The following is a 14,871-nucleotide window of genomic DNA, read 5'->3' as shown; positions in this document are numbered from 1 at the left end:
GGCGATGCAGATTTCCCCGCCCCGCACCGCCTCGATTCCGCCCGCCGCCGCGCGCCGCCACCTGCCCGAGGGGCTGGCGCTGGCGCTGCCCGCCGGGCTGGCCCTGACCTTGGCCGTGGGGGTGCTGGTCCTGAACCAGGGCAGCGGCGCGCTGCTGGCAGGCGGGGCTTATCTGGCGGCCGCGGCGCTGGTCGGCGTGATGATGCTGCGCCATTACCCGCATGACCGGCTTGGCGCCTGCAACGCGGTGACGCTGATGCGCATGGCCCTGACCATCGCGCTGCTGGCGCCCTTGGTGGGCGTGGGCGCGGCGGGCGGGATCGTGGCCGGCATCGCCACCCTGTCCCTGACGCTGGACGGCGTCGACGGGTACCTGGCCCGCCGCAGCGGGCTGTGCTCGGCCTTCGGCGCGCGCTTCGACATGGAGGTCGACGCCGGCCTGGCCCTGATCCTGGCGCTGCACGCCTATGTCGGCAGCCCGGTGGGCGCCGAGGTGCTGATCTTGGGCATCATGCGCTATGTCTTCGTGGCCTTGGGCTGGATCTTTCCGTGGATGACGGCGCCCCTGCCGGTCAGCTACGTGCGCAAGACCGTCTGCGTGCTGCAGCTGGCGACGCTGATCGCGCTGCAGCTGCCGCAGATGCCGCCGGACCTGGCCATCTGGCTGACCCGGCTGGTCTCGGCCGCGCTGCTCTGGTCCTTCGGCAGCGACATGCTGTGGCTGCGGAGAACCCGGTGATCCAACGCCGGCCGCCTGCCCTGTGGTCCCTGCTGGCCGCGATCCTGCTGCTGCACGCCCTGACCGCGCTGCCGACCGAGATGGCGCGGATGACCTGGCGGGCCTGGGCCCTGCCCGCGCCCGAGCTGCTGGCCTTGCTGCTGGCGGCACTGGCCGTCGGGCGGTCGGTCGCGGGCACGGCGCTGCGCGTGCTGGTCACCGTGGTGCTGGGGGCGGTCACGGTCCTCAAGGTGGCCGATCTGGCGATGATGGAAAGCCTGGGCCGCCGCTTCAACCCCGTCGGGGACCTGCCGCTGCTGGACGCCTCGGTCCGGCTGATCGCGGGCAGCCTGGGCAAGCCCGCCGCGGTCGCGGCGGTGCTGGGGGCCATCGTGCTGATCGTCCTGATCTTCGTCGGCCTGTGGTGGGCGATGGGCCGCGTCCTGTGGCAGGCCCCGCACAGCCTGTGGCGGCGGCGGTCGGCCCTGGCGGGAGCCGTGGCCCTTGTCGTGGCGATGATCGCCGCCCCGCCGCGCGGGGTCGAGGCGCTGACCCCCGCCACCTCGACCTATGCCATCCAGCGCGCGCAGCTGGCCGCCCGCACCCTGACCGAACTGCGCCGCTTTCGCGCCGATGTGGGCCACGAGGCGCTGGCGGCGCTGGACGATCCTCTGGGCCTGATCGACCGCGACGTGCTGGTGATCTTTCTGGAAAGCTATGGCCGCACCAGTTTTGACACGGACTTCTTCGCGGACCTGCACCTGCAGACCCTGGCCCGGGCCGAGGATCAGCTGACCGCGCAGGGCGTGGCCACGGCCTCGGGCTTTCTGACCTCGCCCACGCATGGCGGGCAAAGCTGGCTGGCGCATGCGACCTTGGCCAACGGGCTGCGGATCGACGACCAGACCCGCTATCAGGCGGCCATCGTCAGCGGGCGCAAGACCCTCTACCACCATGCCGCCGATGCGGGCTTCCGCACCGCCGCCGTGATGCCCGCCATCGTGCGCCCCTGGCCCGAGGCGCTGACGATGGGCTTCCAGCGCATCCTGGCCTTCCCCGATCTGGGCTATGAAGGGCTGCCCTTCAACTGGGTCACCATGCCCGACCAGTTCACCCTGGCCGCGACCGACCGGCTGCTGCGCCAGGGCGACGATCCGCGCCGCCTGTTTGCGCAGATCGCGCTGATCTCGTCCCACGCGCCCTGGACCCCCGTGCCGCGCATGCTGCCATGGGAGGATCTGGGCGACGGCACCAAATTCAACGCGATGTCGCAGGAGGGCGATCCCCCCAATGTCGTCTGGCGCGACCGCGACCGGGTGCGCGCGCAGTATCGCGACAGCGTCGACTATACCCTGCAGGCGGCCCTGGACTATGCCCTGCGGCAGGGCGAGGAGCCGCCGCTGATCCTGCTGGTCGGCGATCACCAGGCCGCGACCTCGATCGGGCTGGACGAGCGGCGCGAGGTGCCGCTGCACGTGATCGGCCCGCCCCATCTGGTCGCGCGCACCGCCGCCTGGGGGCTGACCGAGGGGCTGATCCCGGCCCCCGGCAGCCCCACGCGGCCGATGGAGGATCTTCGCGATCTTTTCCTGCGCAACTTTTCCGGCGCGGGCGACGTACCTCCTTCATGAATGTGACACGCGGTCTGCAGATCCTGGTGGCCTTGGTGGTCATGTCCCTGTTGTGGTTCGGGCTGGACGGGCGGCAGGCCCTGCGCCTGCTGGCCCAGGCCGACCCGCGCTGGCTGGCCGCCGCCATGCTGGCGCTGACGGCGCAGACGGTGCTGTCGGCGCTGCGCTGGCGGATCACCGCGCGGCAGCTGGGCCAGACCATCCCGATGAGCCGCGCGGTGGGCGAATACTATCTGGCGCAGGTGGTCAACCAGTCCCTGCCCGGCGGCGTCATGGGCGATGCGGGCCGCGCCGTCCGCGCCCGGCATCAGGCGGGGCTGAAGCGCGCGGGCGCCGCCGTCGCGATCGAGCGGCTGGCCGGACAGGTCACCCTATTCCTGGTGCTGGCCGTGGGCGCGCTGGCCGTCACGCTGCATCCCGACGGGCTGGCCCTGCCCGCATGGGTCATGGGGCTGATCGGCATGCTGCTGGTCGCGGCCCTGGGGCTAGTGCTGGCCATCGCCGGCGCCGGGCGCCTGTCGCGCCGCGCCGATGCGGCCGCCCGCGACCTGCGCGCCGCCCTGCGGGCGACCCTGCTGACCCGCGACGCCCTGCCCCGCCAGATCGCGTTGAACCTGGCCATCACCGGCGCCAACCTGGCAGCCTTCGCCTTCTGCGCCCGCGCGACCGGCACCGTGCTGTCGCCCTCCGAGACCGCCGTCCTGGTGCCGCTGATCCTGCTGACGATGATCCTGCCCGTCACCGTCAGCGGATGGGGCCTGCGCGAGGGCGCCGCGGCGGGCCTTTTCCCCTTGGTCGGCGCCACGGCACAGGCGGGCTTCGCGGCCAGCCTTGCCTTCGGGCTGGTGTTTCTGGCCAGCACCCTGCCGGGGCTCTTGGTCCTTCTGACACAGCGGCGCCGGGATGCGGCGGCGATCTCCACTCCCTCCTCCATCGCACAGGCCGATCCGTGACCGACCCTCGACATCTGACCTTCGCCCTGCCGGGCGACATCACCACGCTGACCGGCGGCTACATCTATGACCGCCGCCTGGTCGAGGGGCTGCGCGCCCAAGGGCGCCGGGTCGAGGTGCTGGCCCTGCCCGACAGCTTCCCCACGCCCTCGCCCTCGCAGATGGCGCAGGCGCTGGCCGATCTGCAGGCGCTGCCGGAGGATCGCCCGGTGATCGTCGACGGGCTGGCCTTCGGCGCGCTGGACCCGGCAGGGGTCGCCGCGATCAGGGCGCCCATCGTGGCGATGATCCACCATCCGCTGGCGCAGGAAAGCGCCCTGCCCGCCGATCTGGCCGACCACCTGTGGCGGACCGAGCGCGCCAATCTGGCCCATGCCCGCCATGTGCTGGTCCCCAGCCCCCATACCCGCGCCATGCTGGTCGAGCGCTACGGTGTCGCCCCCGAGCGCATCACCGTTGTCCGCCCCGGCACGGACCGTCCCGCGACCGCACTCGCCCCGGCGCCCGTCGCGCCGCCGCTGATCCTGTCGGTGGGGATCCTGCATCCGCGCAAGGGCCATGACGTGCTGATCGCGGCACTGGCGCAGCTGGCCGATCTGGACTGGCAGGCGGTGATCGCGGGCAACCCCTGGGACGCGGCGCATGTGCTGGCCCTCGAGGACCAGATCCGCGACAGCGGCCTTGGTGCGCGGCTGGAGCTGGCGGGCCGGGTCGCGCCCGAGCGTCTGGCGCAGCTTTACGCCCAGGCCTCGATCTTCGCGCTGGCCACCCGTTACGAGGGCTATGGCATCGTCTTCGACGAGGCGCTGTCCCACGGGTTGCCCATCGTCAGCACCCGCACTGGCGCCGTGCCCGACACGGTGCCACAAGATGCGGGCCTGCTGGTCGCCCCCGACGACGTGCCCGCCCTGGCCCAGGCTCTGCGCCGCCTGCTGGAGGACCCGTCGGAGCGCAGCGCCCGCGCCGCCGCCGCCGCCCGCGCGGGCGCGGCCCTGCCCGGCTGGCCGGACACGGCGCGGCTGGCGGGGCAGGTCCTGGACGCGCTGGCCTAGGCCGCGCGGGCCCGGTCCGCGCCCGCCAGCGCCACCACCCGGTCGCAGGTCCGCGCGACCAGCTGCACGTCATGGCTGACGATCATCAGCCCCATCCCCGTCTCGCGCGCGACCTCGACCATCAGGGCCGTCACCTCGGCCTGCGTGATCAGATCGAGGCGCGAGGTCGGCTCGTCGGCGAACAGGAAGACCGGGTCCAGCAGCAGCACCCGCAGCAGTGCCAGCCGCTGCAGCTCGCCGCCCGAGACCTCGGTGGGTCGGCGGGCCAGCAGGGCGGGCGACAGGCGCAGCCGGTCCAGCAGCGGCGCGATGCGGGCGCCGTCCAGCCGGTGCAGGCCCACCAGATCGGCCAGCGCCCGGCCCAGGGTGACCGCGCGGGGGAAGGCGCTTGGCGGGTCCTGGTACAGCTTCTGATAGCGCACGGCCGCGATGCCCGGGGCCTTGGCGACACGGCCCGCATCGGCGGGCGCCAGTCCCAGCAGCGTGTCGCCCAAGGTCGACTTGCCGCAGCCGCTCGGCCCGGTGACGCCCAGGATCTGGCCCGGATGGACCGCCAGGTCCAGACCTTGGACCAGCATCCGCCCATCCCGGCTGACCGCCAGTCCCTCGGCCCGCAGGACGGGGGCGCCCTCTGCCGCGCGGGTCGCGCCCTGCGGCCAGCCGGCCGGGTCGGCGGCGATCAGCGCGCGGGTATAGGCGTGGGCGGGCGCCGCGAGGATCCGCGCCGCCGGGCCCTGCTCGATCACCCGGCCCTTCAGGACGACCATCAGATCGCCGCCCAGCTGGCGGGCCAGCGCCAGGTCATGGGTGATGGTCAGCAGCCCGCCGCCCTGCGCCACGCCCGCCAGCAGCAGGGCGCAGATCTCGTCGCGGCGGTCGGCGTCCAGGCCCTTGGTCGGCTCGTCGGCGATGATGATGCGCGCCCCGCCCGCGCGGGCGGCGGCGAAGGCCGCGCGCTGCGCCATGCCGCCCGACAGCTGGTCGGGACGCTGCCCGCCCGCCCCGGTCAGGCCCAGCTCGTCCAGGTCGGCGGCGGCCGCCCGGCGGGCCCGGGCCCAGGACAGGCCGCGCAGGAAGGCATGCCCCTCGGCCACCTGCGCCGCCGCGGGCATCAGGGGGTCCAGCGACAGCCAGGGTTCCTGCGGCAGCACGCCCAGCAGGCGCCCCCAGAGCGGGCGGAACCCCGCGGGCCGCGCCGCATCCAGCACCTGCCCGCCCAAAGCGACCCGGCCGCGCGCCGTCAGCCCGTCCGGCAGCGTGCCGATCAGCGCCTGCGCCAGCAGGCTCTTTCCCGATCCGGTCTCGCCCAGGATGGTCAGCGGGCGGCCCGCCCGCAGGGACAGCGCGGCCGGGTGGACCAGCAGCGTGTCCCCGGCATGGACCGAGATGTCGGTGGCACTCAGCAGCAGGGTCATGCGCGGCGTCCTTGGGCAAGCAGGTTCAGGGCCAGGATGGTCAGGAAGATCGCGATCACGGGCTGGACCAGCGCCAGCGGCGCCTCGCGGTAATAGGGCAGCAGCTCGACCATCATCTGGCCCAGCTCGGGGCGCGGCGGGCGGATGCCCACGCTGACGAAGCCCAGGGCCGCGATCAGCATGATCGCCGTCGCCGCCCCGAAGGCCGCGACGGTCAGCAGCATCGGCGCCAGCTCGGGCCACAGATGGCGGCGGAACACGTAGAGCGCGCCAAAGCCCAGCAGGCGGCTGGCCTGCACGCCGGGGGCCGCCAGCAGGCGCGCGGTCGCGGCGCGGGTCAGGCGGAAATACTCGATCCACAGGACCAGCGTCAGGCCGACCCAGAAGGCCAGTGCGGTGTCGGGGATGATCGCGCTGACGATCAGCACCATCAGCAGCCCCGGCAGCGCCAGCACGCTGTCCGACAGCAGGGCCAGCACCCGGTCGGTCCAGCCGCCGCGCCAGGCGGCCAACACGCCCAAGGCCACGCCCAGCAGCCCGGCCGAGATCACGGCGGCCGCCGCGATCACCAGCGACAGCCGCAGCGCCGCCGCCAGCCGCGCCATCAGCGACCGCCCCAGATGGTCATAGCCGAAGGGCGCCGCCGCATCGGGACCGGCCAGCCCGTCCAGAAGGCTCTGGTCCAGGGGATCGGTGGGCACCAGCAGGGGCGTGCCCCAGGCAAAGGCCGCCACGGCCAGCAGGATCGCGGCCCCGGCCCCTTGGGCGCGGGTCGGGCCCCGGGCGGCGGCGGGGGCCAGGGTGGCGTCGGACAGGCTCATGCAGAAATCCCCCTCGGGTCGATCAGGCGGGCCAGAAGGTCGGTCAGCGCGTTCAGCACCACGAAGCCCAAGCCCAGCAGCAGGGCGGTGCCCTGCACCATCGGCACGTCGCGCCCGAAGATCGCATGGACCAGCGCATGGCCGATCCCGGGCCAGCCGAAGATCGATTCGACAACGACGACCCCCTCCACCAGCATCACGAATTGCAGCGAGAGGAAGGTGACCATCGCCACGCCGATATTGCGCAGCCCGTGGCGGCGCAGCATCTGGCCCTCGGTCAGGCCCTTCCAGCGCCCGAAGGCGTAGAAGGGCCGCGCCGCCACCTCGGCCATCGCGTCCCGCGCCACCCGGGCCGAGACCGCCGCCATGCCCAGCGCCAGCGTCAGCGCGGGCAGCGCGACGTGCCGGGCCTGCCCGTGCCCCGCCGCCGGCAGCCAGCCCAGCTGGATCGAGACCAGCACGATCAGGATCAGCCCCATCAGGAACTGCGGCACCGCCCGCAGCGCCGCGGACACGACCAGCAGCCCCCGGTCCAGCCAGCCCCCGGCGCGCAGCCCGGCCCAGATGCCGAGCGGCGGGCCGATCAGCGCCGACAGGATCACCGCCACGCCCGCCAGATGCAGGCTGGCGCCCAGCTGGTGGCGGATCTCGGCCCAGACCGGGCGGCCCGAGATGACCGAGACGCCCAGGTCCAGCCGCGCCAGATCGCCCAGCCAGATCAGGAAGCCCTGCCAGGCGGGCCGGTCCAGGCCCAGCTCGGCGCGCACCGCCGCGGCCGCCGCCGCGTCGACCATGTCATAGCCATAGCGTCCCGCCGCGATGCGGAAGGCCATGTCGCCCGGCAGCGCCTGCATCATCAGAAAGGACAGCACGCCGACCAGCAGCGCCACGACCAGCGCCTGCGCCAGCCGGTATCCCAAAGCCCGCCAGATCATTGGCCCGCCCATTCCATCCGCGACAGCCCGATCGTCCGCTCGAACGGGTCGATCACCGCGCCGGTCACGCCTTGGCTGACGGCGGCGGTCTGCTGGTACCAGGCCACGGGAATCACCGGCAGCTCGGCCTGCAGGATGGCCATCGCCGCGTCGCGCTGCGGCTGGCCGCCCTGGCCCGCCGCCAGATCGCGGATCAGCGCGGCGAAGGCGTCGTTGCCCCAGCCCATCGCGCCCCAATCGCCGTCCTGCGCATAGTCGGTCAGGATCGTGCCGATCGGATCGGGCACCAGCGCGAAGTTGCGCGCCAGCAGCGCCAGATCCAGCGAGCCGTCCATGTGGCCCGCCGGGATCTCGCTGGAATTGGTGGAGTTGATGGCCACCTCGACCCCGATCCCGGCCATCATCTGCTGGATGACCGCCGCCGACAGCGGCAGTTCGGGGCGGTCGGGATAGGTGGTCAGGACCAGGCTGAACCTCTCGCCGTCGCGCGTCAGGATGCCGTCGGGACCGGGGGTCCAGCCCAGATCGGCCAGGATGGCGCGGGCGGCCTGGGGGTCGTGGGCCAGAGGCTCCAGCCCCGCCACATGCCAGTCCGGGACCGAGGGCGGGAACAGCTGGTCCGCGCCCGAGGGATAGCGCAGGATCGCCTGCGCCAGCCCCTGCCGGTCGATGGCCAGCGACAGGGCCCGCCGCGCGCGGGGGTCCGACAGCGCCGGATGCCCGGCATTCACCTTGATCAGCAGGGACCGGGGCACGGGAACCGACAGGACCTCGACCGCCTTCCCATCCGACAGGCGCCGGACCGAGGCCGGGTCCAGGTTGAAGACGTAATCGGCATCGCCGCTTTCAGCCAGAAGCGCCCGCGTCTCGGCCCGGCCCACGGCCTGGTAGGTGACGCGGTCGATCCGGGCCGCCTCCCCCCAGTAATCGTCGAATCGCGCCGCCTCCAGCCGCAGGGGTTCCTGCAGGGCGGTCAGGCGATAGGGGCCGGTGCCGATCACCTGCGTGGCGGTGCCGGCCGCGTCATAGGCGGCGGGCGCATAGATCAGCGCGCGATATTCCGACAGGAAGGCCGGCAGCGGCGCGAAGGGTTCGGACAGGGTGATGCGCAGATCGGCACCCTCAGCCGCGATCGCCGTGATGGGGGCGGTGTCCAGCAGCCCGGGCTTGGCGCGGGCATGGGTCAAGGCCCCGGCCACCGCCTCGGCCGTCAGGGGCGTGCCGTCGTGAAAGAGGACCCCTTGGCGCAGGCGGAACAGCCAGGACAGTCCGTCCCTTGAGACCTGCCAGTCCGTGGCCAGCCCCGGCACAAGCCGCCCGTCGGCATCGGCATTCACCAGCGTCTCGGCCAGCTCCATCTTGATGAAGACGTTGCCCGAGGTGGAAGGGTCGGCGCCCTTGATCTCGAAGGGGGCGACCACGTCCAGCACCCCCTCGGTCGCAAGGGCCGGGGCGGCGGTCAGGGCGGCGAGGGCCAAGGGCAGGATCAGGCGCATGGGGGGTCTCCTGTCAATTTACGTGATAATATTACATTACTCATCCCGGACCGCAACCGCCTTGCGGGCGCTTTGCGCGATGTGCATGACTGCGCCTGCAACCCTGCGGAGGCCGCCATGAGATCCCTGTTCCACCTTGCCATCCACGTCACCGACCTGGACGCGGCCCGTCGCTTCTATGGCGACGTGCTGGGCTGCGCCGAAGGGCGGTCGACCGAGAGCTGGGTCGATTTCGACTTCTTCGGCCATCAGCTGTCGCTGCATCTGGGCACGCCGTTCCCCGTCACGCGCACGGGCCGGGTCGGCGATCACATGGTGATGATGCCGCATCTGGGCGTGGTGCTGCCGCTGCCCGACTGGTTGGCGCTGGCCGACCGGCTGGAGACGCAGGGCGTAAGCTTCGACATCCCCCCGCAGATCCGGTTTCAGGGCGAGCCCGGCGAGCAGCGGACGATGTTCTTCTTCGACCCCTCGGGAAACCCGATCGAGGTCAAGGGTTTTGCGGATTTCGACGGGCTCTTCGCGGCATGACCGGGTTCGTGCTGCCCCCCGCCCCGCTGCCCTCGGTCCCCGTCCATGGCACCACCGACCGCTTCGCCGTCCGGCGCATCTTCTGCGTGGGGCGCAACTATGCCGACCATGCGCGCGAGATGGGCCATGATCCCGACCGCGAGCCGCCCTTCTTCTTCACCAAGCCCGCCGATGCGCTGCTGACCGGGGATGCCGACCTGCGGTGGCCCCCGGCGACGCGGGACCTGCATTTCGAGGGCGAACTGGTCGTGGCGTTGGGCGCGGGCGGGGCCGACATCCCGGCCGGCGAGGCAGGCGGGCTGATCTGGGGCTATGGCGCGGGCAACGACCTGACCCGCCGCGACCTGCAGGCCGAGGCCAAGCGCATGGGCCGCCCCTGGGACATGGCCAAGGGCTTCGACGGCTCGGCGGTCTGCGGGCCGCTGCAGCCCGACGCGCCCGCTGAGGAGGCGCGGCTGGTGGTCGAGGTGAACGGCCAGGTCCGCCAGGACGGGCGGCTGTCGCAGATGATCTGGTCTGTCACCGAGATCATCGCGCATCTGTCGCGGCTGGTGCGGCTGGAGCCGGGCGATCTGATCTTCACCGGCACGCCCGCGGGCGTGGGCGCCCTGCAGCCCGGCGACGAGGTCGTGGTGCGGATCGAGGGGCTGGCCCCCGTCCGCACCCGGCTGGTCTGAGAATTCAGCCCCAGACGGCCTGGAACTCGCGCCATTCGCGCGCGCCCATGCCCGAGGTCTCCTGCGTGATCGCCTCGCCCGCCAGGCGGCGTTTCAGGGCCGCGGCGCCCTGCGCCGACAGGCTGACCGCATCCATCCGGTAGTCGCGGAAGGCGTTGAAGGCGGCGGGCACCCAATCACGGGTGATGTCGCACATCAGGTCGGCATAGGCCCGGATCTCGTATTGCGCATGGGCGTCGGCGCGCAGGCGCAGGAAATGCAGCAGGTTGTGCAGGTCCACCTTCCAGTACCACTGGGTATAGATATTGGCGGGCAGGTTCATCCGCGCCAGTTCCCGCGCCAGGCCTTGCTGGCCGTCCTGGCTCAGCATCGCCTCGTAATGATCATAGCTGCGCATCGCATCCTCGCGCAGCAGGTCCAGCACGCGCTGCGCCTCGTCGCCTGCCAGCACTTCGCCCCGGCCCTGATTGTTCTGCGCCGATTGCGCGGCCAGCTGCTCGGGGGCGGGAATGTAGAACTCGCGGTCGAGGATCGAGTAGCGCGCGGAATATTCGTTCACGTTGGCGGTGCGGTGGCGGATCCACTGGCGGGCCACGAAGACCGGCAGCTTGACGTGGAACTTGACCTCGCACATCTCGAAGGGCGTCGAGTGCCAGTGCCGCATCAGATAGCGGATCAGCCCCTCGTCGTTCTGCACCGACTTGGTGCCGGTGCCATAGCTGACCCGCGCCGCCTGGCAGATCGCCGCATCGTCGCCCATGTAGTCGACGACCCGGACCAGGCCGTGATCCAGCACCGGATGGGGGACATAGAGATGCGCCTCCATCCCCTCGGAGACCGCGCGCAGGGTCTGGCGCGGGGTCGCGCGCTGCTGGTCGATCTCGGCCTGCTGTTCGGCGGTCAGGGGCATGGCGGAGTCCTCATGGGCGAATGTCTGGCTTCCCTTGCCATGAATGCGCCGACAGGTTCAACCACGCAGGCACGCCCCCTGCTGCGGCATCGGGGTGAGGAACCGAGCGACCGGCAATTTGTTGCAGGGGCTGCACCGCCGTGGCACCGTCCCCGGCGAGACGTCAAAGGAGACTTCCATGAACATCCGCTATCTGCATACCATGGTCCGCGTGCAGGACCTCGACAAGACGATGGACTTCTTCCGCCTGCTGGGGCTGGAGGAAACGCGCCGGATCGACAATGACAAGGGCCGCTTCAGCCTGGTCTTCATGGCGCCTCCGGGCCAGCCGGAATGCCCGGTCGAATTGACCCACAACTGGGACGGCGACGAGGGCCTGCCCTCGGACAGCCGCCATTTCGGCCATCTGGCCTACCGCGTCGGCAACATCTACGAGATGTGCCAGACCTTGATGGATGCGGGTGTGACGATCAACCGCCCCCCCGCGATGGCCACATGGCCTTCGTGCGCAGCCCCGACAACGTCTCGATCGAGCTGCTGCAGGAGGGTGACGCGCTGGAGCCGCAGGAGCCCTGGGTCAGCATGGAGAATACCGGAAACTGGTAAGATCGCTGCGGCCGTCGCGGACCCCCGCGACGGCTGCGGACACCGGACGGGGCCTCAGTAGATGTACCGGATCTGGTCGCCCCAGAACCGCTCGATCCGGCGGCATTGCAGGTTGACCTGCGGCAGGGGAGGATCCTCCAGCACGCCGGACATGGCCAGCCCCTCGGCATGGCGGATGAACAGCTGGCGGACCATCTCGCGCATGGCCTGCCCCTCGGGCGTCAGCCGCACCTTGACCGAACGGCGGTCCAGGTCGCAACGCTCGTGATGGACATAGCCCATCGCCACCAGCTTCTTCAGGTTGTAGCTGACATTCGAGCCCTGATACATGCCGCGCGAGCGCAATTCCCCGGCCGAGACCTCGGCCTCGCCCATGTTGTAGAGGATCATCGCCTGCACCGGGGTCAGGTCGCCGTGTCGCAGCCGCTCGAACTCGTCCTTGACCAGATCCAGCATCAGCCGGTGCATCCGTTCCAGCAGCTGCAGGGATTCCAGATAGGCCCGGGTCATGTCGGGAAGCGCCTCGGCATCTGCCGGGACGGTCGGGCGCGGATCGCGGGGTGCAGGGGCAAGCATGGCGGCGGGTCGTCCTGTCCTGTTCGTCTGACCCGACTTTTGCAGGGGAAAGCACAAGACCCGGTTAATTTTGCATCGAAAACAGCGCGTTTCACCGCGCCGTTCGCTTGGATTTTACGGATTTTCCGAGAAGCGGGCGACTGCATGCGCGGCGACCCGGTCCAGCATCGGCACCAGGATGTCGGGCGCGCCGCGGTCGGGGGCCTCGTCCTGGCCCATCTGCGCGGTCACCCACAGGTACAGGTCCTGATCGTTCTCGCCCAGCATCCGCTCGTAGAGGTCCAGATCGGCGGCGTTCAGCTCGGCCAGGCACTCATCCGCGAAATGGCCCAGGATCAGGTCCATCTCCTTCATGCCGCGCCGCCAGCTGCGCATGTGCAGGCGTTTCAGCCGGTGCTCGGGGGTTTCCATCGTCTCAGCCATGGGACAAAGCCTCTTCCAGACGTTCCACGCGGGCGCTGGCCTCGGCCAGAAGACGGCGCAGATCGGCCAGTTCGGCCCGCAGATGGGCGCCCGCACTGTCGTCTTTGGGTCCCGCGCCCTGCCCCGTCAACAGCCAGACGGGCGATACCCCGGTGACTGTGGCGATCCGCCCCATCAGGCTGGCGGTCGGTTCGGCCTGATCGACCTCCCATCCCTCCAGCGTCTCGGGGCGCAGGCCCAGGGCCTCGGCCATGGCGGCGACGTCCAGGCCCGCCCCCTCGCGGGCGGCGGTCAGCCGGTCGCCCAGGGTCGCCATCGGCTCGGCATAGCTGTCCATCCGTCCATCCCCTGCTTGTGGCACATGCGCGGCCAGCGTATGCCATGCGGGCCGACAGATCAAACCGACAGCAAGGGGTGCCAAGATGGCGTTCATTTCCGACCGGCTGGCCCGCATCAAGCCCTCGCCCACCATCGCCATGAGCATGCGCGCCGCCGAGCTGGCCGCCGAGGGGCGCGACATCATCAGCCTGTCCGCCGGAGAGCCCGATTTCGACACGCCCCTCAACGTGCGCGACGCCGCCAAGGCCGCCATCGACGCGGGCCACACGCGCTATACCGCGGTTGACGGCACGCCGTCGCTGAAGCGCGCCATCGCGGACAAGTTCGCGCGCGAGAACGGGCTGGATTACACCCCCTCGCAGATCACGGTCGGCACCGGCGGCAAGCAGATCCTGTTCAACGCGCTGATGGCCACGCTGGACGCGGGCGATGAGGTGATTGTGCCCGCGCCCTACTGGGTCAGCTATCCCGACATGGTGCTGCTGGCGGGCGGCACGCCGGTCGTCGTGGAATGCGACCAGGCCGCCGGGTTCCGGCTGACCCCGCAGGCGCTGGAGGCGGCGATCACGCCGCGCACCAAGTGGCTGATCCTCAATTCGCCCTCGAACCCCACCGGGGCGGGCTATGACCGCGCGCAGATGGCCGCGCTGTGCGAGGTGCTGCTGCGCCACCCGCAGGTCTGGGTGCTGGCCGACGACATCTACGAACATCTGGTCTTCGACGGCTTCGAATTTTGCACCCCGGCCGAGGTCGAGCCGCGCCTGAAGGACCGGGTGCTGACCATGAACGGGGTCAGCAAGTCCTATGCCATGACCGGCTGGCGCATCGGCTATGGCGCCGCCCCCGAGGCGCTGATCCGGGCCATGGCCAAGCTGCAGTCGCAATCGACCTCGAACCCCTGCTCGGTCAGCCAATATGCGGCCGAGGCCGCGCTGACCGGCCCGCAGGATTACATCCGCGACAGCCGCGCGGTGTTCCAGCGGCGCCGCGATCTGGTGGTGGCGGGGCTGAACGCCTGCGCGGGGCTGGATTGCCCGGTGCCGCAGGGGGCCTTCTACGTCTATCCCTCGATGGCGGGCCTGATCGGAAGGACCAGCGCGGAGGGCACCCGGATCGACAGCGACGAGGCCTTCGCCAACGCGCTGCTGGACGAGCAGGGCGTGGCGGTGGTCTTTGGCGCGGCCTTCGGCCTGTCGCCGCATTTCCGCATCTCCTACGCCACCGCGGACGAGGTGCTGGAGGACGCGATGGCCCGCATCCGTCAGTTTTGCGCAGGCTGCAACTAGCCTGCCCTAGCGTGCGTTGAGCAGCGCCGAGCAGACATAGAAGGAGCTGACAATGCTGCCCCACAACGCTGTGGTGGTCGTCGCGGACGGCCACTCTGCCACCATCTTCCGCAACATCGCCAAGCACGGGCTGGAACTGACGGAAACCGAGAAGGTCACCCCGGACAGCCTGACCTCGGGTCCGACGGCCCAGCTGGACGAGATCTCGCCCCGCGATGCGGAAGAGGCCGGGTTCGCCCTGCAGCTGACGCGCCACCTAAACGCGATGGTCCTGAAGAACCGGTTGGAGGACATCGCCATCATCGCCGATCCCTCGACGCTTGGCGTGATGCGCAAGCATTATCACAAGGAGCTGCAGCTGCGGCTGCGCAAGGAGATCGCGAAGACGCTGACGAATGCGGACATTCAGGCGATCCAGAACAGCCTGCTCTGATCCCGGTCCGAAGGACGCCCCGCCATCGCGGGGCGCCCCTGCTGCATCAGAAGATGCCGAGCACGTAGA

General features: G+C 71.0%; 16 protein-coding genes and 1 pseudogene. 9 read left to right on the top strand and 8 right to left on the bottom strand.

What is annotated here, in order from left to right:
* Window positions 1-4 precede the first annotated feature (4 nt).
* The 4 genes from E4191_RS04440 to E4191_RS04425 are packed head-to-tail and all read left to right on the top strand — an operon-like array spanning window position 5 to window position 4,354.
* Window positions 5-739: a CDP-alcohol phosphatidyltransferase family protein gene (locus E4191_RS04440; RefSeq protein ID WP_135312329.1), complete on the top strand. Its 735-nt coding sequence runs from the start codon at window positions 5-7 to the stop codon at window positions 737-739.
* Window positions 736-2,349, top strand: coding sequence for an LTA synthase family protein (locus E4191_RS04435; RefSeq protein WP_135312328.1), 1,614 nt, complete (start codon window positions 736-738; stop codon window positions 2,347-2,349). The genes E4191_RS04440 and E4191_RS04435 overlap by 4 nt, the downstream gene beginning before the upstream one ends.
* Complete coding sequence (locus E4191_RS04430; RefSeq protein WP_135312327.1) at window positions 2,346-3,302, top strand: lysylphosphatidylglycerol synthase transmembrane domain-containing protein; 957 nt, start codon at window positions 2,346-2,348, stop codon at window positions 3,300-3,302. Before E4191_RS04435 ends, E4191_RS04430 begins: the two co-directional genes overlap by 4 nt.
* Window positions 3,299-4,354, top strand: a complete 1,056-nt coding sequence (locus E4191_RS04425; protein WP_228461539.1) for a glycosyltransferase family 4 protein — start codon at window positions 3,299-3,301, stop codon at window positions 4,352-4,354. The genes E4191_RS04430 and E4191_RS04425 overlap by 4 nt, the downstream gene beginning before the upstream one ends.
* Here the strand turns inward: E4191_RS04425 and E4191_RS04420 are convergent.
* From E4191_RS04420 to E4191_RS04405, 4 genes are read right to left on the bottom strand one after another with little or no spacing between them, the layout of a single operon-like run.
* Window positions 4,351-5,769: an ABC transporter ATP-binding protein gene (locus E4191_RS04420; RefSeq protein ID WP_135312326.1), complete on the bottom strand. Its 1,419-nt coding sequence runs from the start codon at window positions 5,767-5,769 to the stop codon at window positions 4,351-4,353. The two genes, E4191_RS04425 and E4191_RS04420, sit on opposite strands and share 4 nt — an antisense overlap.
* The gene (locus E4191_RS04415) at window positions 5,766-6,590 is read right to left on the bottom strand and encodes an ABC transporter permease (RefSeq protein ID WP_135312325.1); all 825 of its coding nucleotides are present in this window, start codon (window positions 6,588-6,590) and stop codon (window positions 5,766-5,768) included. The genes E4191_RS04420 and E4191_RS04415 overlap by 4 nt, the downstream gene beginning before the upstream one ends.
* Complete coding sequence (locus E4191_RS04410) at window positions 6,587-7,525, bottom strand: ABC transporter permease (RefSeq protein ID WP_228461537.1); 939 nt, start codon at window positions 7,523-7,525, stop codon at window positions 6,587-6,589. The genes E4191_RS04415 and E4191_RS04410 overlap by 4 nt, the downstream gene beginning before the upstream one ends.
* The gene (locus E4191_RS04405) at window positions 7,522-9,021 is read right to left on the bottom strand and encodes an ABC transporter substrate-binding protein (RefSeq protein ID WP_135312324.1); all 1,500 of its coding nucleotides are present in this window, start codon (window positions 9,019-9,021) and stop codon (window positions 7,522-7,524) included. The genes E4191_RS04410 and E4191_RS04405 overlap by 4 nt, the downstream gene beginning before the upstream one ends.
* Window positions 9,022-9,138: 117 nt before the next feature.
* Between E4191_RS04405 and E4191_RS04400 the strand changes: the two genes are divergently transcribed.
* Window positions 9,139-9,552: a VOC family protein gene (locus tag E4191_RS04400; protein ID WP_135312323.1), complete on the top strand. Its 414-nt coding sequence runs from the start codon at window positions 9,139-9,141 to the stop codon at window positions 9,550-9,552.
* Window positions 9,549-10,229: a fumarylacetoacetate hydrolase family protein gene (locus E4191_RS04395; RefSeq protein WP_135312322.1), complete on the top strand. Its 681-nt coding sequence runs from the start codon at window positions 9,549-9,551 to the stop codon at window positions 10,227-10,229. Before E4191_RS04400 ends, E4191_RS04395 begins: the two co-directional genes overlap by 4 nt.
* Window positions 10,230-10,233: 4 nt before the next feature.
* On the opposite strand, the gene thyX is transcribed toward E4191_RS04395, so the two are convergent.
* On the bottom strand, window positions 10,234-11,139 hold the full coding sequence (thyX, locus tag E4191_RS04390; RefSeq protein ID WP_135312321.1) for an FAD-dependent thymidylate synthase: 906 nt from the start codon (window positions 11,137-11,139) through the stop codon (window positions 10,234-10,236).
* Window positions 11,140-11,317: 178 nt separating this feature from the next.
* Between thyX and E4191_RS04385 the strand changes: the two are divergent.
* Window positions 11,318-11,745, top strand: a pseudogene (locus E4191_RS04385) (VOC family protein).
* Window positions 11,746-11,799: 54 nt separating this feature from the next.
* Here the strand turns inward: E4191_RS04385 and E4191_RS04380 are convergent.
* From E4191_RS04380 to E4191_RS23640, 3 genes are all read right to left on the bottom strand, one after another.
* A complete protein-coding gene (locus tag E4191_RS04380) occupies window positions 11,800-12,321 on the bottom strand; it encodes a MarR family winged helix-turn-helix transcriptional regulator (RefSeq protein ID WP_135312320.1) in 522 nt (173 codons plus the stop codon).
* A 114-nt stretch (window positions 12,322-12,435) separates the two neighbouring features.
* On the bottom strand, window positions 12,436-12,744 hold the full coding sequence (locus E4191_RS04375) for an FAD assembly factor SdhE (protein ID WP_228461535.1): 309 nt from the start codon (window positions 12,742-12,744) through the stop codon (window positions 12,436-12,438).
* Complete coding sequence (locus E4191_RS23640) at window positions 12,737-13,081, bottom strand: helix-turn-helix domain-containing protein (RefSeq protein WP_168217321.1); 345 nt, start codon at window positions 13,079-13,081, stop codon at window positions 12,737-12,739. The genes E4191_RS04375 and E4191_RS23640 overlap by 8 nt, the downstream gene beginning before the upstream one ends.
* An 85-nt stretch (window positions 13,082-13,166) precedes the next feature.
* Between E4191_RS23640 and E4191_RS04365 the strand changes: the two genes are divergently transcribed.
* On the top strand, window positions 13,167-14,369 hold the full coding sequence (locus tag E4191_RS04365) for a pyridoxal phosphate-dependent aminotransferase (protein WP_135312318.1): 1,203 nt from the start codon (window positions 13,167-13,169) through the stop codon (window positions 14,367-14,369).
* Window positions 14,370-14,421: 52 nt separating this feature from the next.
* Window positions 14,422-14,802 carry a baeRF12 domain-containing protein gene (locus tag E4191_RS04360; protein WP_135312317.1) on the top strand — a complete coding sequence of 127 codons (381 nt, stop codon included), beginning with the start codon at window positions 14,422-14,424 and terminating at the stop codon, window positions 14,800-14,802.
* Window positions 14,803-14,871: the final 69 nt, after the last annotated feature.

Source organism: Paracoccus liaowanqingii, from assembly GCF_004683865.2.
In the GTDB taxonomy this organism is placed as follows: Bacteria; Pseudomonadota; Alphaproteobacteria; order Rhodobacterales; family Rhodobacteraceae; genus Paracoccus; species Paracoccus liaowanqingii.
Note: the sequence above shows the minus strand (reverse complement) of the source record. Positions and strands in the feature narration are given on the sequence as shown.

Coding starts and splice junctions, on each gene's coding strand:
- E4191_RS04440 (WP_135312329.1), top strand. CDS start 5: ATGCAGATTTCCCCGCCCCGCACCGCCTCGATTCCGCCCGCCGCCGCG.
- E4191_RS04430 (WP_135312327.1), top strand. CDS start 2,346: ATGAATGTGACACGCGGTCTGCAGATCCTGGTGGCCTTGGTGGTCATG.
- E4191_RS04420 (WP_135312326.1), bottom strand. CDS start 5,769: ATGACCCTGCTGCTGAGTGCCACCGACATCTCGGTCCATGCCGGGGAC.
- E4191_RS04415 (WP_135312325.1), bottom strand. CDS start 6,590: ATGAGCCTGTCCGACGCCACCCTGGCCCCCGCCGCCGCCCGGGGCCCG.
- E4191_RS04410 (WP_228461537.1), bottom strand. CDS start 7,525: ATGATCTGGCGGGCTTTGGGATACCGGCTGGCGCAGGCGCTGGTCGTG.
- E4191_RS04405 (WP_135312324.1), bottom strand. CDS start 9,021: ATGCGCCTGATCCTGCCCTTGGCCCTCGCCGCCCTGACCGCCGCCCCG.
- E4191_RS04400 (WP_135312323.1), top strand. CDS start 9,139: ATGAGATCCCTGTTCCACCTTGCCATCCACGTCACCGACCTGGACGCG.
- E4191_RS04395 (WP_135312322.1), top strand. CDS start 9,549: ATGACCGGGTTCGTGCTGCCCCCCGCCCCGCTGCCCTCGGTCCCCGTC.
- thyX (WP_135312321.1), bottom strand. CDS start 11,139: ATGCCCCTGACCGCCGAACAGCAGGCCGAGATCGACCAGCAGCGCGCG.
- E4191_RS04380 (WP_135312320.1), bottom strand. CDS start 12,321: ATGCTTGCCCCTGCACCCCGCGATCCGCGCCCGACCGTCCCGGCAGAT.
- E4191_RS04375 (WP_228461535.1), bottom strand. CDS start 12,744: ATGGCTGAGACGATGGAAACCCCCGAGCACCGGCTGAAACGCCTGCAC.
- E4191_RS23640 (WP_168217321.1), bottom strand. CDS start 13,081: ATGGACAGCTATGCCGAGCCGATGGCGACCCTGGGCGACCGGCTGACC.
- E4191_RS04365 (WP_135312318.1), top strand. CDS start 13,167: ATGGCGTTCATTTCCGACCGGCTGGCCCGCATCAAGCCCTCGCCCACC.
- E4191_RS04360 (WP_135312317.1), top strand. CDS start 14,422: ATGCTGCCCCACAACGCTGTGGTGGTCGTCGCGGACGGCCACTCTGCC.